The sequence below is a fragment of the Curtobacterium sp. PhB130 genome, from assembly GCF_003755165.1.
Lineage (GTDB): Bacteria > Actinomycetota > Actinomycetes > Actinomycetales > Microbacteriaceae > Curtobacterium.
Map to the genome: position 1 here is coordinate 71,680 of NZ_RKII01000009.1, position 19,523 is coordinate 91,202.

18 protein-coding genes are annotated in these 19,523 nt (G+C 69.3%); 8 read left to right on the forward strand and 10 right to left on the reverse strand.

The window, feature by feature from the left end:
- Positions 1-73: 73 nt before the first annotated feature.
- Positions 74-1,129 (reverse strand): anthranilate phosphoribosyltransferase, encoded by a 1,056-nt coding sequence (gene trpD / locus EDF24_RS13745; protein WP_123653446.1) that lies wholly within the window; start codon positions 1,127-1,129, stop codon positions 74-76.
- A 71-nt stretch (positions 1,130-1,200) separates the two neighbouring features.
- On the opposite strand from trpD, the gene EDF24_RS13750 reads away from it, so the two are divergent.
- From EDF24_RS13750 to EDF24_RS13770, 5 genes are all read left to right on the forward strand, one after another.
- Positions 1,201-1,839, forward strand: coding sequence for a heme-copper oxidase subunit III (locus EDF24_RS13750; RefSeq protein WP_123653445.1), 639 nt, complete (start codon positions 1,201-1,203; stop codon positions 1,837-1,839).
- Between the two features lie 21 nt (positions 1,840-1,860).
- Positions 1,861-2,673: a cytochrome c gene (locus EDF24_RS13755; protein WP_123653444.1), complete on the forward strand. Its 813-nt coding sequence runs from the start codon at positions 1,861-1,863 to the stop codon at positions 2,671-2,673.
- Positions 2,674-2,706: 33 nt separating this feature from the next.
- A complete protein-coding gene (locus EDF24_RS13760) occupies positions 2,707-3,771 on the forward strand; it encodes a ubiquinol-cytochrome c reductase iron-sulfur subunit (protein WP_123653443.1) in 1,065 nt (354 codons plus the stop codon).
- Positions 3,771-5,462 (forward strand): cytochrome bc complex cytochrome b subunit, encoded by a 1,692-nt coding sequence (locus tag EDF24_RS13765; RefSeq protein ID WP_123653442.1) that lies wholly within the window; start codon positions 3,771-3,773, stop codon positions 5,460-5,462. Before EDF24_RS13760 ends, EDF24_RS13765 begins: the two co-directional genes overlap by 1 nt.
- 190 nt (positions 5,463-5,652) lie before the next feature.
- On the forward strand, positions 5,653-6,612 hold the full coding sequence (locus tag EDF24_RS13770; protein ID WP_123653441.1) for a phosphodiesterase: 960 nt from the start codon (positions 5,653-5,655) through the stop codon (positions 6,610-6,612).
- 132 nt (positions 6,613-6,744) lie between these two features.
- Here the strand turns inward: EDF24_RS13770 and EDF24_RS13775 are convergent, their stop codons facing one another.
- From EDF24_RS13775 to EDF24_RS13790, 4 genes are read right to left on the reverse strand one after another with little or no spacing between them, the layout of a single operon-like run.
- A complete protein-coding gene (locus EDF24_RS13775) occupies positions 6,745-8,298 on the reverse strand; it encodes a stealth conserved region 3 domain-containing protein (protein ID WP_123653440.1) in 1,554 nt (517 codons plus the stop codon).
- 50 nt (positions 8,299-8,348) lie between these two features.
- Positions 8,349-8,771, reverse strand: coding sequence for a DUF6804 family protein (locus EDF24_RS13780; RefSeq protein WP_185021672.1), 423 nt, complete (start codon positions 8,769-8,771; stop codon positions 8,349-8,351).
- A complete protein-coding gene (locus EDF24_RS13785) occupies positions 8,771-9,358 on the reverse strand; it encodes a GDSL-type esterase/lipase family protein (protein ID WP_123653439.1) in 588 nt (195 codons plus the stop codon). The genes EDF24_RS13780 and EDF24_RS13785 overlap by 1 nt, the downstream gene beginning before the upstream one ends.
- Complete coding sequence (locus EDF24_RS13790; RefSeq protein ID WP_123703597.1) at positions 9,355-10,887, reverse strand: SDR family oxidoreductase; 1,533 nt, start codon at positions 10,885-10,887, stop codon at positions 9,355-9,357. Before EDF24_RS13790 ends, EDF24_RS13785 begins: the two co-directional genes overlap by 4 nt.
- A 43-nt stretch (positions 10,888-10,930) precedes the next feature.
- Here EDF24_RS13790 and deoC point away from each other — a divergent pair, with 43 nt between their 5' ends.
- The 3 genes from deoC to EDF24_RS13805 all read left to right on the forward strand — a co-directional run bounded on the left by deoC (position 10,931) and on the right by EDF24_RS13805 (position 13,485).
- Positions 10,931-11,662 (forward strand): deoxyribose-phosphate aldolase, encoded by a 732-nt coding sequence (gene deoC / locus EDF24_RS13795; protein ID WP_123703599.1) that lies wholly within the window; start codon positions 10,931-10,933, stop codon positions 11,660-11,662.
- Between the two features lie 149 nt (positions 11,663-11,811).
- Positions 11,812-12,774, forward strand: a complete 963-nt coding sequence (locus tag EDF24_RS13800; protein WP_123703600.1) for an ROK family protein — start codon at positions 11,812-11,814, stop codon at positions 12,772-12,774.
- A gap of 111 nt (positions 12,775-12,885) precedes the next feature.
- Positions 12,886-13,485 carry a hypothetical protein gene (locus EDF24_RS13805; RefSeq protein ID WP_123703602.1) on the forward strand — a complete coding sequence of 200 codons (600 nt, stop codon included), beginning with the start codon at positions 12,886-12,888 and terminating at the stop codon, positions 13,483-13,485.
- Here the strand turns inward: EDF24_RS13805 and EDF24_RS13810 are convergent.
- The 5 genes from EDF24_RS13810 to yajC all read right to left on the reverse strand — a co-directional run bounded on the left by EDF24_RS13810 (position 13,472) and on the right by yajC (position 19,436).
- Positions 13,472-15,823: a bifunctional (p)ppGpp synthetase/guanosine-3',5'-bis(diphosphate) 3'-pyrophosphohydrolase gene (locus EDF24_RS13810; protein WP_260233449.1), complete on the reverse strand. Its 2,352-nt coding sequence runs from the start codon at positions 15,821-15,823 to the stop codon at positions 13,472-13,474. The genes EDF24_RS13805 and EDF24_RS13810 overlap by 14 nt on opposite strands.
- Before the next feature lie 44 nt (positions 15,824-15,867).
- Entirely contained in the window at positions 15,868-16,206 is a 339-nt protein-coding gene (locus tag EDF24_RS13815) for a rhodanese-like domain-containing protein (RefSeq protein ID WP_123703604.1), read from the reverse strand.
- Positions 16,207-16,210: 4 nt separating this feature from the next.
- A complete protein-coding gene (secF, locus tag EDF24_RS13820; RefSeq protein ID WP_123703606.1) occupies positions 16,211-17,209 on the reverse strand; it encodes a protein translocase subunit SecF in 999 nt (332 codons plus the stop codon).
- Positions 17,209-18,954, reverse strand: a complete 1,746-nt coding sequence (secD, locus tag EDF24_RS13825) for a protein translocase subunit SecD (RefSeq protein ID WP_123653432.1) — start codon at positions 18,952-18,954, stop codon at positions 17,209-17,211. Before secD ends, secF begins: the two co-directional genes overlap by 1 nt.
- Positions 18,955-19,049: 95 nt before the next feature.
- Entirely contained in the window at positions 19,050-19,436 is a 387-nt protein-coding gene (gene yajC / locus EDF24_RS13830) for a preprotein translocase subunit YajC (RefSeq protein WP_123653431.1), read from the reverse strand.
- Positions 19,437-19,523 lie beyond the last annotated feature (87 nt).

Here is a 19,523-nt window from a genome sequence, read left to right on the forward strand (position 1 = left end):
GGGACCGGCACCGGGCCTCCCGTCCGTGGTCCAGGGCCGTGGTGTGCCCGACGTGACCCGCGCGGTCCGTCGGCTACGCGACGGGTGCCGCGTCGACCCAGTCGGCGAGCTTCCGCTCGGCGGCACCGGAGTCGATCGCCTCGGCCGCGACGACGAGCTGCTCGCGGAAGCGGTGCAGGATCGGCCGGTCCCACTGTTCCGGGTCCTCGGCGAGGCGGAACGAGACCAGGCCGGCCGCGGCGTTCAGGAGCACGATGTCGCGGACCGGACCGGTCTCCCCCGCCAGGACACGCCGGACGATCGCCGCGTTCTCCGCGGGTTCGCCGCCGAGCAGGTCCTCCATCCGGGCACGGGCGATGCCGAGGTCGCGCGGGTCGAGGTCGTGCTCGGTGACGCGGCCGCCGGTGACCTCCCAGATGTGGCTGTGGCCGGTCGTGGTGAGCTCGTCGAGGCCGTCGTCGCCGCGGAACACCAGTGCGGTCGCGCCGCGCGTCTGGAACACGCCCGTGATGATCGGGACCAGCTCGAGCTGCGCCACGCCGACGGCGTTCGCCTCGCACCGTGCGGGGTTCACGAGCGGGCCGAGGAAGTTGAAGACGGTCGGCACGCCGATCTCACGGCGGACCGGGGCGGCGTGCGCGAAGCCCGGGTGGAAGGCGCTCGCGAAGGCGAAGGTCAGCCCGACACGCCGGAACGTGTCCGCGACGCGCACCGCGTCCATCGTGAGGTCGAGACCGAGCGCCGCGAGGACGTCGCTCGAGCCCGACTTCGAGGAGCTCGCGCGGTTGCCGTGCTTGACGACCGGAACGCCGGCGGCGGCGATCACGATCGCCGCCATCGTCGACACGTTCACGGTGCCGACCACGTCGCCGCCGGTGCCGACGATGTCGAGCGCCATCGGGTCGACGTCCAGCGGGACGGCGGCTTCGAGGATCGCGTCGCGGAAACCGACCACCTCGTCGACGGTCTCGCCCTTGGCGCGGAGGGCCACGGCGAAGGCGGCGATCTGGGCGTCGGTGGCGCGCCCGTGCACGATCTCCTCCATGGCCCATGTGGACTGCCTGATCGTCAGGTCCTCGCGCGCCATGAGCGCACTGATGACGGCAGGCCAGGAGAGAACGTCAGACATACCCGCGATCGTACTGTTTTCGAACGACCCGCCAGTTGCCTGGCAAAACACTGTCGGTGGTTTCGGCCATAATGGACTCTGTGACAAGCACCCCTCTCTCCAGACCAGCCAGCGGTACGGTCCTCAACAGGCCGAACCCCGTTGCCGTGGGGACGATCGTGTGGCTGGGCAGCGAGGTCATGTTCTTCGCCGGCCTGTTCGCGATCTACTTCACGCTGCGCAGCACCTCCCCCGAGCTCTGGGCGACCGAGACCGCCCACCTCGAGGTGCCGTTCGCCTCGGTGAACACGATCGTGCTGGTCCTGTCCAGCTTCGCGTGCCAGTTCGCGGTCTTCGCCGCCGAGCGCTTCCAGGTGCACCGCACGAGCTGGAACCCCCGTGACTGGGGCATGACGGAGTGGTTCTTCGTCACGTACTGCATGGGCGCGGTCTTCGTCTGCGGCCAGATCTTCGAGTACGCCAACCTCTGGCACGAGGGCATCACGCTCTCCTCCAGTGCCTACGGCTCGGCGTTCTACTTCACCACCGGCTTCCACGGCCTGCACGTGACCGGTGGCCTGATCGCCTTCCTCCTGACGCTCGGCCGTGGCTTCGCCGCGAAGAACTTCGGCCACAAGGAGGCCACCACGGCCATCGTCGTGTCGTACTACTGGCACTTCGTCGACGTGGTCTGGATCGGCCTCTTCGCCGTCATTTACCTTCTCAAGTAGGAATCGGACAGCACCCACCGCATGTTCAACAGAACCAAGTCCAAGAAGGGCCGCCGCTCCCCGCTGGCGACCGTCTCGCTCATCGTCGTCGGTCTGATGACCACCGGCGGTGCGTACGCGCTGTTCAGCTCCACGGCCTCCGCCGACGACAGCAGCACGACCACGGTCGCGGCCGCGAGCCAGTCGCAGGTGAACGAAGGCCAGAAGCTCTTCGCGTCCAACTGCGCCACCTGCCACGGCCTGTCCGCACAGGGCACCAGCGAGGGCCCGTCCCTCATCGGTGTCGGCGCAGCGTCGGTCGACTTCCAGGTCGGCACCGGTCGCATGCCGATGGCTGCCCAGGGCCCCCAGGCCGAAGAGAAGCCCTCGCAGTTCACCGACACGCAGGTCGACGCCCTCGCGGCGTACGTCGCCTCGCTCGGCCCCGGCCCGTCGATCCCCTCGACGTCGCTCACCGACGGCTCCGACGGTGACGCCGCCGCCGGTGCGGAGCTCTTCCGCATCAACTGCGCGATGTGCCACAACGTCGCCGGTGCCGGTGGTGCCCTGACCGAGGGCAAGTACGCGCCGAACCTGACGAACGTCACGGGCAAGCACATCTACGAGGCCATGGTCACGGGTCCGCAGAACATGCCGGTGTTCAACGACCTGAACATCACGCCGCAGCAGAAGGCCGACATCATCACGTACCTCAAGTACGTGCAGGACAACGCTTCGCCCGGTGGCTTCGGCCTCGGCGCCCTCGGCCCGGTGGCAGAGGGTCTGTTCATCTGGATCTTCGGACTCGGCGCGGTGGTCGCGATGACCGTCTGGCTGACCGCGAAGTCCAACTGATCGTCCGTGTCGCACGACACTGAAGGGAACACCATGGCAGAGCACGACGACGAGGCGCTGAACTCGTCCTCGGCTGTCGAGAAGCACGGCACCTCGGTGCCGGCCGGCACCGCGGTCCTGCCCGCGGAACCGTTCGAGAACCCGGGTGAGCCGCCGCACCGCGCGCGCCGCACCGACGTCGACCCGAAGAAGCAGCGGCTGGCCGAGCGCCAGGTCGCGACGTTCTTCTACCTCTCGATCGTCGGCAGCGTCCTGTCGATCGCCGCGTACGTCGCGTTCCCGATCAAGTCCGACGACTTCGGGACGGTCCGCACCGCGAACCTCTTCCTCGGTCTGGCCATCTCGCTCGCGCTGCTCGCCCTCGGCATCGGCGCGGTCTACTGGTCGAAGTCCCTGGTCTCCGACCGAGAGATCAGCGAGCTCCGCCACCCCACCCGTGGCACCGACGCGACCCGCGCGAAGGCCGTCGAGGCCTTCCAGCTCGCCGACAAGGAGTCCGGCTTCAGCCGTCGCAAGCTGATCCGCAACTCGATGATCGGCGCCCTCGTGGCGTTCCCGCTGCCCGGCATCGTGCTGGTCCGCGACCTCGCCCCGGCCGCCGACCCGAACGAGCTCCTCCGCCACACCATGTGGGCGAAGGGCACGCGCCTGACGAAGGACCCGACCGGTCTGCCGATCAAGGCCTCGGACGTCACCATCGGCTCGGTCTTCCACGTGATCCCGGACGGGCTCCTCGACAAGGAAGACATGCTCGAGGAGAAGGCCAAGGCCGCGGTGCTCCTCATGCGCCTCGACCCGAAGGACCTCAACCCCTCGAAGGGCCGCGAGAACTGGGGTTACGACGGTATCGTTGCCTACTCCAAGATCTGCACCCACGTCGGATGCCCGGTCGCGCTCTACGAGCAGCAGACGCACCACCTGCTGTGCCCCTGCCACCAGTCGACCTTCGACGTCTCGAACAACTGCGACGTCATCTTCGGTCCGGCGGCTCGCCCCCTCCCCCAACTTCCGATCGCGATCGACGACGACGGCTACCTGGTTGCGCAGAGCGACTTCCACGAGCCGGTCGGACCGTCCTTCTGGGAGCGTGAACGCTGATGACCAGCACCACCACCACGAACGCACCGAACACGGCGAGCACCAAGCCCGCTCCGGAGCGTGGGTCCCGCATCATCGGCGGGGTCGCCAACTACATCGACGAGCGCACGAGCATCTCCGGTCTGGTGAAGGAGGTCGGTCGCAAGATCTTCCCCGACCACTGGAGCTTCATGCTCGGTGAAGTCGCGCTGTACAGCTTCGTCGTCATCCTGCTGTCGGGGACGTTCCTGACGTTCTTCTTCGGTGCCTCGATGACCGAGGTCGTCTACAACGGCTCCTACGTCCCGCTCAAGGGCGTCGAGATGTCGACGGCACTCCAGTCGACGCTGAACATCTCGTTCGACATCCGTGGCGGGCTCTTCGTCCGGCAGATCCACCACTGGGCGGCCCTGCTGTTCGTCGCCTCGGTGATGCTTCACATGGCCCGCGTGTTCTTCACCGGTGCCTTCCGCAAGCCGCGCGAGCTCAACTGGGTCTTCGGCTTCGTGCTGTGGGTCCTCGCCATGGCCGAGGGCTTCACCGGCTACTCGCTCCCCGACGACCTGCTCTCCGGCAACGGTCTCCGCATCATCGTCGGCATGATCGAGGGCGTCCCGGTGATCGGCGTCTGGATCGGCTACATCCTGTTCGGCGGCGAGTTCCCCGGAACCGCGATCGTCGGCCGCCTGTACACGCTGCACATCCTGCTGCTCCCGGCGATCCTCGTGGCGGTCCTCGGTGTCCACCTCGTGCTCGTCGTGGTCAACAAGCACACGCAGTACGCGGGCCCCGGCAAGACCAACGACAACGTCGTGGGCGTCCCGATCCTCCCGGCGTTCGCCGCGAAGGCCGGTGGCTTCTTCTTCATCGTCGCGGGCATCCTCGCCCTCATCGCGTCGCTGTTCACGATCAACCCGATCTGGAACTACGGCCCGTACGACCCCTCCCCGGTGTCCGCCGGTACCCAGCCCGACTGGTACATCGGCTTCGCGGACGGCGCGCTCCGACTGGTGCCCCCGCACTGGGAAGTCGTGTGGTTCGGCTACACGGTGTCGTTCAACATCCTCGCGCCGATCGCGGTGCTCGTCGGACTCATCCTGGCGATCTTCATCTACCCCTTCATCGAGGCGTGGGTCACCGGCGACAAGCGTGAGCACCACATCGCGGACCGTCCCCGCAACGCCCCGACCCGCACCGCGTTCGGCGCTGCCGGAGTCACGCTCTACGCCAGCCTCTGGGCCGCGGCGAGCTCGGACATCATCGCGACGCACTTCCTGGTCTCGATCGACAGCGTGATCCACGTCATCCAGGCCACGACCGTCCTCGGCCCGTTCGTCGCCTTCTGGATCACGAAGCGCGTGTGCCTGGCGCTGCAGAAGAAGGACCGCGAGATCGTCCTCCACGGCTACGAGTCGGGCCGCATCGTCCGACTCCCGCACGGTGAGTACATCGAGGTCCACGAGCAGCTCGACGAGTACGAGCGCTGGAAGCTCCTGCAGTTCAACGAGTACAAGCCGCTCATGATCCGTCCGAACGCCAAGGGGCAGATCACCCCGGTCCAGAAGGTCCGCGCCGGCATGTCGCGCTTCTTCTTCGAGGACCGCATCGCGCCCGTCTCGAAGTCCGAGCTCGAGGCTGCGCACGCCGCGCACCACGGCCCAGACCTCGAGGGCACGCACCAGGCCCCGCAGGTCGGAGCCGGCGGACACTGAGTCCGGACAGCGCAACGAAACAGCCCCCGCCACGATCGTGGTGGGGGTTGTTTCGTGCCACGCCGCCTTCGGTTCACCCGCGATTCACGAGGGCGTGCTGGACTCGTCCAGGACGGTGTGGCATCGTGTTGCACCACGCATCTGGAACGGGCTCCTCCCCCGAGGGGCCCACCAACGGAATGAGAACCCGATGGAATCCCGGACGGCCGAGCACCCCAGGCCGAACCACTTCCTGCTCCACCTCAGCGACACCCACCTCATCGCGGGTGACGGCGACCTCTACGGGGACGTCGACTCGGCCGCACGGCTGTCGCAGATCATCGACGAGATCGAGGCATCCGGTGCCCGTCCGGAGGCGATCATCATCACCGGGGACGTGGCGGACAAGGGCGAGCCAGGGGCCTACGCCCGCGTCCGACGGATCATCGAGCCGGCTGCCGAGCGCATCGGCGCCCAGGTGATCTGGGCGATGGGCAACCACGACGAGCGCGGCGCGTTCCGCCAGGAGCTCTTCGGACTCCACCCCACCGACCGGCCGGTGGACTTCGTGTACGAGGTGAACGGCCTCCGCGTCATCACCCTCGACACCAGCGTCCCGGGCGAGCACTACGGCATCGTCACCCCCGAGCAGCTCGACTGGCTCGCAGAGGTGCTCTCCGAGGCCGCACCGCACGGCACGATCCTCGCGATGCACCACCCGCCCGTCCCGAGCGTGCAGGACCTGACCGTCCTCGTGGAGCTCCGCGAGCAGCAGGCGCTGGCCGAGGTCGTCGAGGGATCCGACATCCTGGCCATCATCGCCGGGCACCTGCACTACTCGACGAGCGCCGTGTTCGCCGGCATCCCCGTCTCCGTGGCGAGTGCCACGTGCTACACGCAGGACCTCAACGAGTTCCAGGGCGGGACGCGCGGCCGCGACGGTGCGCAGTCGTTCAACCTGGTCCACGTGTACGGCCACAACGTCGTGCACTCGGTGGTGCCGATCGGGCAGTACGCCACGGTCGGTGAGCCGGTGTCGTCCGAGCAGACGGACGCCCGTCTCGCGGCGGCCGGAGTCGTCATCCCCGCGGCGGTCGAGCCGGCTCCGGTGACCTCGAGCATCCCCGTCTTCACGCTCGACTCGGTCCCCGTCTCCCCCGTCCACCGCTGACGCGCCCCGGCCCCGGCGCTGGTCCCGTACCTGGTGAGATCGCACTTCGTGTCGGATCGTCCGTGACGGACCCGACACGAAGTGCGATCTCAGCGCCAGCGCCAGCGCCAGCGCACGCGTCCTCCCGCGGCGCTACGCGTCCGGGTTCTCCCACGGGGCCGGGAACGGGAAGTAGCGGTCCAGGAAGTCGGTGACGCGGGTGGTGCGCTCGTCGTCGCTGACCTCGGGGAAGCTGCCGTCGTTCAGGCAGAAGAAGTCGACGTTCCGCTTCTTCAGCAGGTCCTCGAGTGCGCGGAGCCCGGACTGCATCGTGGTGTCGATGTAGCGGACGGGCGCGTTCTCCTGCACGATCGCGCGACCGGTGAGCAGCGCGTAGTAGTGGTAGAGCGAGTTCGTCACCGAGATGTTCTCCGCCGCACGGAACCGGGAGCCGGCGGTCGCCGCGAACTCGTCCGCGAACTCGTGCTCCATCTCGGTCATGATGCTCGCGCGGAGCGGGGTGGGAGCGTGCTCGAGGTGCCGGGTCGTCACGGCGCCGAAGCGCTGCGCGAGGAGCCGGCGATTCACCCGCGCGGAGTTCTCGAAGCCGCTGCGCGCGGGGTTGTTCGAGCCGAGGCCGATCCGCGTGGTGGCGAGGATGAACTTCGTCACGGAGCCCGGGCTGAAGAACACCGACGGGTCGACCTGCCGGCCGAAGAACATGTCGTCGTTCGAGTAGATGAAGTGCTCGCTGATGCCCGGGATGTGGTGCAGCTGCGACTCGACGGCCTGGGAGTTGTGCGTCGGCAGCACGGACGGGTCGGCGAAGAACTCCTCGCTGCGGACGATCCGGACGCGCGGGTGGTCGGCGAGCCATGCCGGTGCCGGGGAGTCGGTCGCGATGTAGATCGTCCGGACCCACGGCGCGTACATGTACACCGAGCGGAGTGCGTACTTGAGCTCGTTGATCTGCCGGAAGCGGGCGGGGGCGTCGTCGCCCTCCCCCAGGACGGCGGACGACTGCGCTGCCTGGCGGGCTCGCTGGTACTCGATCGCGTTGCCGTCCACCCACGAGAAGACGATGTCGATCGGGAAGCGGATGTCCGAGACGTGGTCGTCGAACATGTGCTCGACGGTGCGCCAGGTGCGACCGTAGCGCTCGATGTCGACGAGGACGAACTCCTCGACCGGCAGGCTGCGACGCATCAGGGCGTTCTCCACCGGTGCGAGGACCTCGGTGTCCGTCACCCGCCAGAACTCCATCTGGACGCTGGTCTCGGCGCCGTAGCGGAGACGACCGAGCGGCTCGACGCGCGGACGGAAGACGCGCAGGACGAGGTCGTCCGGCGAGCCGAGGCCGTCGTCGACGACGAGCACCGCGGGCTTCCCCGGCGGCTTCGCGTAGAACGGTTCGCCGACGGCGGCGTCCATCACGGCGGACTCGGCGCGCTGGCGGTCCCGCTCGTCGAGCGCGATCACCGGGCGCTGGTCGTTGCCGCGGATGAGGAGGTGGTCGACGTCCGCGGCGGTGAGCGCGTCGTCGAGGAAGAGCAGGTCTTCGATCATGGACTGCTGCGGGGTCAGGTGCCCGTTCAGCAGGGTGAAGCGCCCCTTCCGGAGCACGACGTCGGATCGATCGAGACCGCCGGAGGACGGTCGAGGGTTCAGCAGAGGACTCTCGGTCACCGGCTCGGTCTCGTTGCTCATCCATGCCCTTCGTCTCGTGTGGTCGGACCACGTGCCCGACGCTGCCGATCCTACCGGGCGGGCGGTGCTTCCGTCGTTCGGGGCACCTTGACGACGATGCCGACCACGATGAACAGCGCGGCGGCGACGACCTGCAGCGCCGCCCAGACCTGCCCGGGGATCGGGACGACGACGAGCGGGTTCCAGCAGACCGCGACGGCGGCCATCAGCACGGCGGTCCACCAGGAGCGGCCGCGGATGCAGAAGACCAGCACGATCAGGGCCAGGACGGTGATCCCCCAGCGCACGAAGACGAACGCGGGGGCGTCCAGGAACGCGATGCACGCCAGCAGCACGATGGCCGCGAGCAGGGACGGTGCGAGCGCCGGACGGGTGAACGCCGGGGTGGCGGACACCGCAGGGGCCGGGCGTGCGCTGGACGCGGCCGCCCCGAACGACGACCCGACCGGGGGCCGTCCCTTCCGTGCTGCCATCAGGCGGAGGCCTCGTCCAGTTCGATCGCGGTGATGGGCCGGGACATCGGCGGGAGGCCGCGGAGCCGTTCCAGCGCCGGGACGAGTTCGGCGACGTACGCCCGGTAGCCCTCGTCGGTGAGGTGCAGGCCGTCGTCGGTGAACTGCTCGGCGAGGTGGTCCCCGTCGGCCAGGGCCGGCCAGACGTCGAGGTACTGCGCGTGACAGGTGGCGACGAACTGGCGGAGGTGCCGGTTCGCCTCTTCGATGCGCGGGGTGTACTCGGCCTGCCGCGGGAGGATCGAGACCAGCAGGAGCCGGACCCCGGGGAGCTCGCGGCGGAGCGTCACGAGGATCGTCTCGACGTTCCGCACGACGTGCTCGGCGCTCTTGCGGTGGTTGCCGAAGTCGTTGGTGCCGATGAGCAGCACGATCTCTTCCGGTGCGGCTGCCACGACGGCGTCGAGCCGTTCGAGGACGCCGTCCGTCGTGTCGCCGTTGATGCCGTGGTTCAGGGTCTGCTCGTCCGGCAGACGCTCGTCCCAGGACCCGCCTGCGGTGATGCTGTCCCCCAGGAACAGGATCGTGCCGCGTTCGTCGTCGCTCATGCTGCCTCCTCGTGCTCCGGCGTGCGAGACCCATTCTGGTGCGTGCTGTTGGCCTGCGTCGAGTCGGTGCGGTGGGCTTCGCGCTCGGCACGGGCCGTGATGCGCTCCACCATGCCGGGGAAGATGACCCCGTGGAAGGGCAGGATCGAGTACCAGTAGAGCCGTCCGGCGAGTCCCTGCGGGAAGTACAGCGCCCGCTGGTGGTAGTCGCAGCCGCCGTCGTCGGTCGGGGTCACGGTCATCTCGAGCCACGCACGACCCGGTGACTTGAACTCGGCCCGGAGCCGCAGGTAGCGCCCGCGGTCGAGTCGTTCGACGCGCCACCAGTCGAGCGCGTCGCCCTGCTCGAGACGCTTGGGGTCGCGACGGCCGCGGTTCAGCCCGACACCGCCGGCGATCTTGTCCATCCAGCCGCGTGCGACCCACGCGAGGGGGAAGGAGTACCAGCCGTTCTCGCCGCCGATGGACTCGACGACGCTCCAGACGGCCTCCGGCGGCGCGGCGCTGTGGCGGTGCCGGTCGTCCACGTAGACGGTGTGGCCGGCCCAGTCCGGGTCGCTCGGCAGCGGGTCGGCCGGCGTGCTCGCGAGCGTCGCGCTGCGCCAGCTCGTCTGGACCTCGCCCTTGCGCATCTTCGTCAGCGCGAGCCGCACGGACCGTCGGTACGAGGTGAGTCCCCCGGCGGGGCGCGGGACCACGTCGTCGATGTCGTGCTCGCGCTGGACACACTCGAACTGCAGCGACTCGATGATCGGGGTCGCGAGCTTGCGCGGGATGGGGGTGACGGCGTTGAACCAGTGGGCGGCGAGCCCCGGCGTCATGACCGGCAGCGACGAGATCGGGCGCTGGGGCAGCTTGGCCTCGACCGCGTAGCCGTTCAGCATCTGGCCGTACCGGAGCACGTCCGGCCCACCGATGTCGAACGTCCGGTTGACGTCGTCGGGGATGTCGAGCGCCGCGACGAGGTAGTAGAGCACGTCGCGCACGGCGATCGGCTGGATCCGGTTGCGGACCCACTTCGGCGCGGGCATCCACGGCAGGACGTCCGTGACGTGCCGGATCATCTCGAACGAGGTGCTGCCGGAGCCGATCACCACACCGGCCTGGTAGGCGATCGTCGGGACACCGGAGCCGAGCAGGACGTCGCCGACCTCCTTCCGGCTGCGCAGGTGCTTCGAGAGCTCGCCGTCCGGGTGCAGGCCGCCGAGGTACACGAAGCGGCGCACACCAGCGGCCTCCGCGGCGGACGCCATGGTCTCGACGGCCTTCCGCTCGGCCGACTCGAAGTCGCCGTCGGCGCCCATCGCGTGCGCCAGGTAGTAGACGGCCTCGATCCCGTCCACCGCGGTGGCCACGGCGTCGGCGTCCTGCAGGTCCCCCTGCACGATGTCGACGTCACCGTGCCACGGGACGTCGTCGAGCTTCTGCGGGGTGCGGACGAGCACCCGCACGGAGTGCCCTGCTTCGAGGAGACGGGGAACGAGACGACCGCCGATGTAGCCGGTGGCCCCGGTGACGAGGACGCGCATGCGGGGCACGGTACGCCGCGCGCCTTGAGGGTAGGCTCGTCGGGTGGACAACGCAGCCTTCCCCGTCACCGCCGACGCAGTCCGTCGACTCATCGACCACGCGATCCTGAAGCCGGAACTCACCCGTGCCGACGTCGACGCGCAGCTCGACGAAGCCGCCACGTACCGCGTCTTCAGCGTGTGCGTCCGGCCGAGCGACGTCCGGCACGCCGTGGAGCGCCTCCAGGGCACCGGGGTCGGCGTCGGGACGGTCATCGGCTTCCCGCACGGCACCACCTCGACCGAGGCGAAGGTCGCCGAGTCGCTGCAGGCCCTGGCCGACGGCGCCTTCGAGCTCGACATGGTCCAGAACATCGGCGCCGCGAAGTCCGGCGACTGGGACCGGGTCCGGAACGACGTCCGCGCCGTCGTCGACGCCGCCGGTGACACGGTCGTGAAGGTCATCCTCGAGACCGCGTTCCTCACCGACGACGAGATCGTCGCCGCCAGCCGGGCCGCCGTCGCCGGTGGCGCCGCGTTCGTGAAGACGTCGACCGGGTTCGCCGGTGGTGGCGCCACCACGGAGCACATCGCCCTGATGCGCGAGACCGTCGGCGCGGACACCGGCGTGAAGGCCTCAGGCGGCGTCCGCGGGCTCGACACCCTCATCGACATGGTCCAGGCCGGTGCCGACCGCATCGGCACCAGCGCCTCGGCACGCATCCTCGACGAGGTCGCGCACCGCGTCGAGACCGGCGCCGCCTCCGGCGCGGGTGACGACACCAGCTCGTACTGAACCGCGGCGCGCTGGACCGCGGCGCTGCTCCGCGGCGCACTGATCCGCACCCTCCCACCCACCACCTGCCCTGAGCCGGGGTGCGGACCGGACGCGACGACGCGTCACGGGGCCGCACCGAGCCTCCAGACCGTCGCATCGGAGCGAGCATGTCGAACACGGAACCCACGACCGACCACCCCGGGGCCCTCGCCCTCGCCGTCGACCTCGGCGGCACCAAGGTGGAGGCCGCGCTGGTCAGCGACCAGGGCGTCGTGCTGCCCGGCAGCCGCTTCCGGAGCCCCACCGGGCCGCAGCGCACCTCGGAGGAGCTGCAGGCCGCGGTCGACGAGGTCGTCACCGACGCGCTCGGTGCGCTGCCCGCCGACGCGACGCTCGCCGGCGTCGGGATCGGTTCCGCCGGCCCCGTCGACGAGGAGCACGGGCTCGTCTCGCCGCTCAACATGCCGGTCTGGCGCGGTTACCCGCTGCGTGACCGCATCGCCGCGCACGTGCCCGACGGCACGCCCGTGACGCTCCGCATGGACGGGCTCGCGATCACACTCGCCGAGCACTGGCTCGGCGCGGCGCAGGGCTCCGACCACGTGATGGGCATGATCGTGTCCACCGGCGTCGGTGGCGGGCTGATCCTGCACGGCCGGACCGTCAGCGGCCCCACCGGCAACGCCGGACACATCGGGCACGTCGAGTGCGGCGGGTACGACGATCCGTGCGCCTGCGGCGGCACCGGCTGCCTGGAGGCCGTGGCCAGCGGCCCGAAGACCGTCGCGTGGGCGCAGCGTCAGGGATTCACCGGCACCACCGGCGAGGAACTGTCGGCCGCGTACGCGGCGGGTGACGAGATCGCGGTCGCCGCGGTCAAGCGCAGCGGACGGGCGCTCGGGCAGGCGATCGCGTCGGCGACGTCGCTGGTCGACCTCGAGGTGGTGGCGATCGGCGGCGGGTTCTCGCACGTCACGCCGGACCTGTTCGAGTACGCGCGGCAGGCGGTCGCGGAGCGTCGTGAGTTCGGGTTCGTCACGAAGGTGCGGATCGTCCCGACCGGGCTCTCGCAGGACGGGCCGCTCATCGGCGCGGCGGCGCTGGTGCACCGGGCGCACGTCCTGCGCTGAGCCGGGCGCCGGCGCGCGCGCTTCGCCCGGCGCTGTCGCGCTCGCGCGCACTTCGCCGGGCGCTGTCCACAAGGGGACCGGGTCGGCCGGTGGGTGCGGCAGGATGTGCGGGTGCCTCCCTCCCGCCTCGTCACCACCGAGGACTGGCCCGAAGCGGAGTTGCGCGCGGCCGTGCTCGCGGGGGAGCTCGTCGCCGTGGGAGCCTGCTGGGCATCCGTCGCCGAGCCGCAGGACCCGGCACTCCGTGCGGCGTCGTTCGCGTGGAGCACCGGTGACGACCGGGTCATCGCCTCCGGGCGGAGCGCCGCGTGGATCTGGGGTGCCCGCTCCCGGCCGCCACTCCCCCACGACGCCTGCGTCCGTGCCGGGGAACGCGTCCGCCAGAGCGGCGGCGACCGGATCCGGGAGATCGCGATCGACGAGGACGACCTGGTCCTCCTGGCGGGGACCTCGGTGACCTCGCCGACCCGGACGGCGCTGGACTTGCTGCGCACCGCCAGTCCGGACGGGTGGGCCGAGCGCGCCGCGACCGTGGTCGGGCTCCTCGCGGTCACGGACGTGACGGCCGACCACGTTCGTGAGCGGCTGCACCGGCTCGGGACCGTGCCGATGGTGCGTCAGGCCGAGCGACGACTGGCCGAGCTCGCGGGCGCCGCAGACAGCACCGGCACGACTGCCGTGGTCCGCGCGGTGTCGCTCAGCCTGCGCTGACGCGGTACACGTCGTACACCGCGTCGATGCGGCGCACCGCGTTCAGCACGCGGTCCAGGTGGGTGGTGTCACCCATCTCGAACACGAACCGGGACAGGGCCAGACGGTCGGACGACGTGGAGACCGTCGCCGACAGGATGTTCACGTGGTGGTCCGTCAGCACCCGGGTGACGTCGCTGAGGAGCCCCGACCGATCGAGCGCCTCGATCTGGATCTGGACGAGGAAGACCGACTTCGACGACGGCGCCCATTCGACCTCGATCATCCGGTCGGGCTCGTTCATCAGGGACTTCACGTTCGTGCACGACGCCTGGTGGACGGAGACGCCCTGACCGCGGGTGATGAACCCGACGATCTGGTCCCCCGGCACCGGGGTGCAGCACTTCGCGAGCTTGACCAGGATGTCGGGCGCACCACGGACGAGCACACCGCTGTCGCTGTTGCGCAGCTGCCGGCTCGTGACCTGGCGCGGGAACGCCAGCTCGGGTTCGTCGGTCTCGGTCTCCGTCTGGACGCCGGCGAGCACCTTCTCGATGACCGACTGCGTGGAGACGTGGCCCTCACCGATGGCGGCGTAGAGCGCGGAGACGTCGTCGTAGCGCATCGCCGAGGCCACCTCGGAGATGGAGTCCTGGCTCATGATGCGCTGCAGCGGCAGGTTCTGCTTGCGCATCGCCCGGGCGATCGCGTCGCGGCCCTGCTCGATGGCTTCTTCGCGGCGCTCCTTGGTGAACCACTGCTTGATCTTGTTCCGGGCGCGGGGGCTCCGGACGAAGGTCAGCCAGTCCTGCGAGGGGCCGGAGTCGGGGTTCTTCGACGTGAAGATCTCCACGACGTCACCGCTCGACAGCGAGCTCTCGAGCGGCACGAGCCGCCCGTTCACCTTCGCACCCATGGTGCGGTGGCCGATCTCGGTGTGCACGGCGTACGCGAAGTCGACGGGGGTGGCGCCGGCGGGCAGGCCGATGACCTTGCCCTGCGGCGTGAAGACGTAGGTCTCCTTCGCGCCGATCTCGTAGCGCAGCGAGTCGAGGAACTCGCCCGGGTCGCTGGTCTCCGCCTGCCAGTCGGTGATGTGCGCGAGCCACGCCATGTCCTGGTCGGTGGCGCTGGAGCTGTCGACTTCGCGGCCGGCGGCACGCTGCTTGTACTTCCAGTGCGCGGCGACACCGAACTCGGCGCGCTGGTGCATCTCGTGGGTACGGATCTGGATCTCGACCGGGCGCCCCTGCGGTCCGAGGACCGAGGTGTGCAGCGACTGGTAGAGGTTGAACTTCGGCGTCGCGATGTAGTCCTTGAACCGGCCGGGCAGCGGCGTCCACCGCGCGTGCACGGACCCGAGCATCGCGTAGCAGTCACGGACCGTCGGCACGAGCACCCGGATGCCGACGAGGTCGTAGATCTCGTCGAACTCGCGGCCCCGCACGATCATCTTCTGGTAGATCGAGTAGTACTGCTTCGGCCGCCCCATGACCTCGCCGCGGACCTTCGCGGCCTTGAGGTCCTTCTTGAGGGTGCCGATGACGTTCTGCACGAACTGCTCGCGCTTCGGCTGCCGTTCCTTGACGAGGCTGTCGATCTCGACGTAGAGCTTCGGGTGCAGCACCGCGAACGAGAGGTCCTCGAGCTCCAGCTTGATCATCTGGATCCCGAGCCGGTGCGCCAGCGGCGCGTAGATCTCGAGGGTCTCCTTGGCCTTGCGGGTGGCCGAGGTCGACTCGACGAAGCCCCACGTGCGGGCGTTGTGCAGCCGGTCCGCGAGCTTGATGACGAGCACGCGGATGTCCTTCGACATCGCGATGACCATCTTGCGGACGGTCTCCGCCTGCGCGCTGTCGCCGTACTTGACCTTGTCGAGCTTCGTGACGCCGTCGACGAGCATCGCGATCTCGTCGCCGAAGTCCTGGCGCAGCTGGTCCAGCTGGTAGTCGGTGTCCTCGACCGTGTCGTGCAGCAGGGCGGCCGCGATCGTGATCGGCCCGATCCCCAGGTCTGCCAGGATCTGCGCCACCGCGACGGGGTGTGTGATGTACGGCTCGCCGGACTTGCGCTTCTGCCCGTCGTGGGCGCGCTCGGCGACGGAGTACGCGCGCTCGATGAGCGTGATGTCGGCCTTGGGGTGGTGCGAGCGCACCGTGCGGATCAGGGTGTCGACCGCACCGGCCGGCTGTGCCCGGGAGAACAGGCGCGGCAGGAGGGACCGGAGCGAGCCGAGGTTGCCCGTGGTGTTCGGGCCGAGCGGCGGGCTCGACGGCAGTGGGCTGGCGCCGGGGACCGATGCGCCCGGGCGGCTGGGCGTGGAGTCGTCCTGCTTCGAGGACTCACGGATGTCCGTCATGATGCGCCTCCCAGGACTGATCGGACCAGACTACGCGCGTGGCGTCAGTGCTCGTGACCACGTTCGCGCTGGGCGTCGGCGCGCTCCACCGGCGCACCGGCGGCTTCCCACGCGACCATGCCGCCGGCGAGGTTCACCGCGGGGACCCCGGACTGCTCCAGCGCCGCGACGACCCGTGCGGACCGCATCCCGGAGTGGCAGACGGTGATCGCCGGCTCGTCGGTGGGCTGGATCTCGGTCCAGCGCTCCGACAGCTCCGACATCGGCACGAGTGTGGCCTGCGGGGCGTGGACGTCGTCCCACTCCCCCTGCTCGCGGACGTCGTACAGCCGCGAGCCGGCCGCGATGCGGCGCAGGGCTTCCTCGGTGGTGATCTCCTCCACGGGATCAGGCCTCCGCCGTCGCGTTGACCTCGGCGCGCTTCTTCGCCGCGGCCTGCTTCTTGGCGTCCGCCGCCTTGATCTTCGGCTCACCTTCGCGGAGGTGTGCGTACATCGGCGACGCGATGAAGATCGTCGAGTAGGTGCCGACGATGATGCCGATGAAGAGCGCGAGCGAGATGTCGCGGAGCGTCCCGGCGCCGAGGACGTACGACCCGATGAAGAGGATCGCGCCGACCGGCAGGAGCGCCACGACCGAGGTGTTGATCGAGCGGACGAGCGTCTGGTTCACCGCGAGGTTCACCGACTGCACGAAGGTGCGGTGGGTCTCCATCGCGGTGTTCTCACGCACCTTGTCGAAGACCACCACGGTGTCGTAGAGCGAGTACCCGAGGATCGTCAGGAAGCCGATGACCGCTGCCGGCGTGACCTCGAGCCCGACGATGCCGTAGACACCGGCCGTGATCAGGAGGTCGTGGAGCAGCGCCACCATCGCCGAGAGCGACATCTTCCAGGTGCGGAAGTACAGCGCCATGAACACGGCTGCCAGTGCGAGGAAGATCACGAGGCCGCGGATGGCCTGCGCGAGGACGTCGGCACCCCACGTCGCGCCGATGAAGGTCGATGCGACTTCGCTGCTGTCGACGTTGTACGCGTCGGCGAGGGCACCCTGCACCTGCGTGGTCTGCGCGTCGGTGAGCTGCCCGGTCTGCACGCGGATGCCGTGCGTCCCGAGCTGCGAGACGCGCGGGATCTCGTCGGTGACGATGTTCTCGACGGCGTCCGTCGCGAGGTTCTGATCGAGGTTCTTGACGTCCGAGATCGTGAACTCGGAACCGCCGGTGAACTCGATGCCGAGCTGGTACCCGCCGCGGAGCCACGGGACGCCCAGCGAGATCAGGATCGCCGCGATGGCGATCACGTACCAGAGGCGTCGGCGGCCGACGATGTCGTACGAGCGCTTGCCCGTGTAGAGGTCGTTGCCGAACTGGCTGAAGCTCGCCATCAGCTGTCCTTCCCGTTCGGCTTGCCGCCGTTGTCGCCGTTGCCGGCCTTGCGCTCCGCGATGGTCTGTCGACGCTGTGCCTCACCGGCACTGCGCTGGCGTTTGCCGTCCACGACGGGTGCCCGGAACTGGGCACGGCCGCGGTACACGGCACCGAGGGCCGCTGGGTCGAGCCCGCTGAACCGGTGCCCCTCGTTGAAGAAGCGGCGGCGCGAGATGAGCTGGAGCATCGGGTGCGTGAAGAGGATCACGACCACGACGTCGATGAGGGTGGTGAGGAGCAGCGTGAACGCGAAGCCCTTCACGTCGCTCACCGCGAGGATGTAGAGCACGATCGCGGCGAGGAAGTTGATCGAGTCGGACGCCAGGATCGTGCGGAGTGCACGCTTCCAGCCGGACTCGACCGCGCCTTCGAGGGCTCGGCCTTCACGGAGTTCGTCGCGGATCCGCTCGAAGTAGACGATGAACGAGTCCGCTGTGATGCCGATCGCCACGATCAACCCCGCGACGCCGGCCAACGACAATCGGTAGTCGACGCGCCAGGACATGATCGCGATCACGAGGTACGTCAGCGCGGCGGCGACGCCGAGCGACAGGACCGTCACGAACGCCAGGGCCCGGTACTGGATGACCGAGTAGATGATGACGAGGATCAGACCGATCAGGCCGGCGACCAGGCCGCCGATGAGCTGCGCGGTGCCGAGCGTGGCCGAGATGTTCTCGTTCGACTGCACCTTGAAGTTGATCGGCAGGGCGCCGTACTTCAGCTGGTCGGCGAGGGTCTTCGCGGACTCCGCGGTGAACGACCCGCTGATCTGCGCCTTGCCGTTCGTGATCGCGCTGTTCGTCGTCGGCGCGGTGATCACGTTGCCGTCGAGCACGATCGCGAACTGGTTCTGCGGCGCGGTCAGGGACACGAGGCGGTTCGTGACCGTGCGGAAGTCCTTCGTGCCGGTGCCGTCGAAGGTCAGGTTGACCGCCCACTCACCGGTCGTGGTGCCCTGGGAGGACGTCGCGAGGCCCGAGGTGGCGTTGCTGATGTTCGCGCCGGACACCTCGACCGGGCCGAGGATGTACTTCGCGGCACCGTCCTGGTCGCAGGTGACGAGGGGCTCGTCATCGGGCGCGGAGGAGACGTCGTCCGGAGCCGTGCACTGGTAGTTCGTGTACAGGTCCTGCAGCTTCGGCGTGACCCAGTTCAGGTCGCTCGCGTTCGACGGCTTCGCGCTCGGCGTGGCCTGGAGCGACGCCGGCGGCGAGTACGGCGTCGGCGAGGCGCTCGAGGACGACCCGTCACCGACGGAGGTGTCGGTCGCTGCCTCGGTGTAGAGGACCGGGCGGAACGTCAGCTTCGCCGCTGCCTCGATCCGCGCGATCGTCTGCTGGTCGGGCTTGCCCGGGATCGAGACGACGATGTTGTTCGCGCCCTGGGTGTTGATCTCGGACTCGGAGACACCGGTGGCGTCGATGCGCTGCCGGATGATGTTCACCGCCTGCTTGAGCTGGTCCGCGGTGACCGAGTCACCGTCGGTGCTCTGCGCCGCGAGGGTCAGCTGCGTGCCGCCCTGCAGGTCGAGGGCGAGCTCGGGGACCCAGCTCGCGCCTTCGAACCACTTGCCCGTGTCGTCCTTGGTGGTGCTGGCGAGGATCGACGCGGCCGTGTTCAGGCCAGCGAGGATCGCCATGATGATCACCAACCAGGTGAGCGAGCGCAGCGCCTTCTTGACGGGTGTCGATCGTGCCACCGGTCGTCTCGTCTTTCTGTCAGGACCGACGGCGCGCACGCCGACGGCAGAGATGTCACCGCCCGGTCACGGATGTGTCCGGGCGGGTGAGCGGATCAGTCCTCGGACTTGCGCTTCGCCTGCTCGGCGTCGTCTGCACGCTCGCCGTAGACGGGCTCACCGTTGAGTTCGGCGACGGGCTTGGGCTCGTCTTCCGGGGTGGCGGTGGTCTCGATGTCCGATGCGCTGTCGTCCACGACGCGGGAGAGCGTCTGACGGTGCACGGTCACGATGGTTCCGGGGGCGATCTCGACGTCGGCGGTGACCTTCTCGTCATCGACGGAGAGGAGCGTGCCGTAGAGGCCGAACGAGAGCATGACCCGAGCGCCCGGGACCATCTTGGTCGCGAGTTCGGACTGCTGCTTCTTGCGCTTGCGGCTGTTGTAGAACATGAAGGCCGCGAACGCCACGACGATGACGATGAGGATGACTTCTTGACCCATGATTGCGATGCCTTCTCTGGTATTTCGGTTTCGGGCCGTAGCAGTCTAGGGCACGGGGCTGTGCCCGTCGTCTCCCCCGGCTGAGAC

What these genes read in the sequence shown, in the direction of transcription:
- trpD (WP_123653446.1), bottom strand. Translation starts at nt 1,129, where the DNA reads ATGTCTGACGTTCTCTCCTGGCCTGCCGTCATCAGTGCGCTCATGGCG.
- EDF24_RS13780 (WP_185021672.1), bottom strand. Translation starts at nt 8,771, where the DNA reads ATGGCAGCACGGAAGGGACGGCCCCCGGTCGGGTCGTCGTTCGGGGCG.
- EDF24_RS13790 (WP_123703597.1), bottom strand. Translation starts at nt 10,887, where the DNA reads ATGCGCGTCCTCGTCACCGGGGCCACCGGCTACATCGGCGGTCGTCTC.
- EDF24_RS13775 (WP_123653440.1), bottom strand. Translation starts at nt 8,298, where the DNA reads ATGAGCAACGAGACCGAGCCGGTGACCGAGAGTCCTCTGCTGAACCCT.
- EDF24_RS13765 (WP_123653442.1), top strand. Translation starts at nt 3,771, where the DNA reads ATGACCAGCACCACCACCACGAACGCACCGAACACGGCGAGCACCAAG.
- EDF24_RS13760 (WP_123653443.1), top strand. Translation starts at nt 2,707, where the DNA reads ATGGCAGAGCACGACGACGAGGCGCTGAACTCGTCCTCGGCTGTCGAG.
- EDF24_RS13750 (WP_123653445.1), top strand. Translation starts at nt 1,201, where the DNA reads ATGGACTCTGTGACAAGCACCCCTCTCTCCAGACCAGCCAGCGGTACG.
- EDF24_RS13810 (WP_260233449.1), bottom strand. Translation starts at nt 15,823, where the DNA reads ATGACGGACATCCGTGAGTCCTCGAAGCAGGACGACTCCACGCCCAGC.
- EDF24_RS13785 (WP_123653439.1), bottom strand. Translation starts at nt 9,358, where the DNA reads ATGAGCGACGACGAACGCGGCACGATCCTGTTCCTGGGGGACAGCATC.
- yajC (WP_123653431.1), bottom strand. Translation starts at nt 19,436, where the DNA reads ATGGGTCAAGAAGTCATCCTCATCGTCATCGTCGTGGCGTTCGCGGCC.
- secF (WP_123703606.1), bottom strand. Translation starts at nt 17,209, where the DNA reads ATGGCGAGCTTCAGCCAGTTCGGCAACGACCTCTACACGGGCAAGCGC.
- EDF24_RS13770 (WP_123653441.1), top strand. Translation starts at nt 5,653, where the DNA reads ATGGAATCCCGGACGGCCGAGCACCCCAGGCCGAACCACTTCCTGCTC.
- EDF24_RS13755 (WP_123653444.1), top strand. Translation starts at nt 1,861, where the DNA reads ATGTTCAACAGAACCAAGTCCAAGAAGGGCCGCCGCTCCCCGCTGGCG.
- EDF24_RS13800 (WP_123703600.1), top strand. Translation starts at nt 11,812, where the DNA reads ATGTCGAACACGGAACCCACGACCGACCACCCCGGGGCCCTCGCCCTC.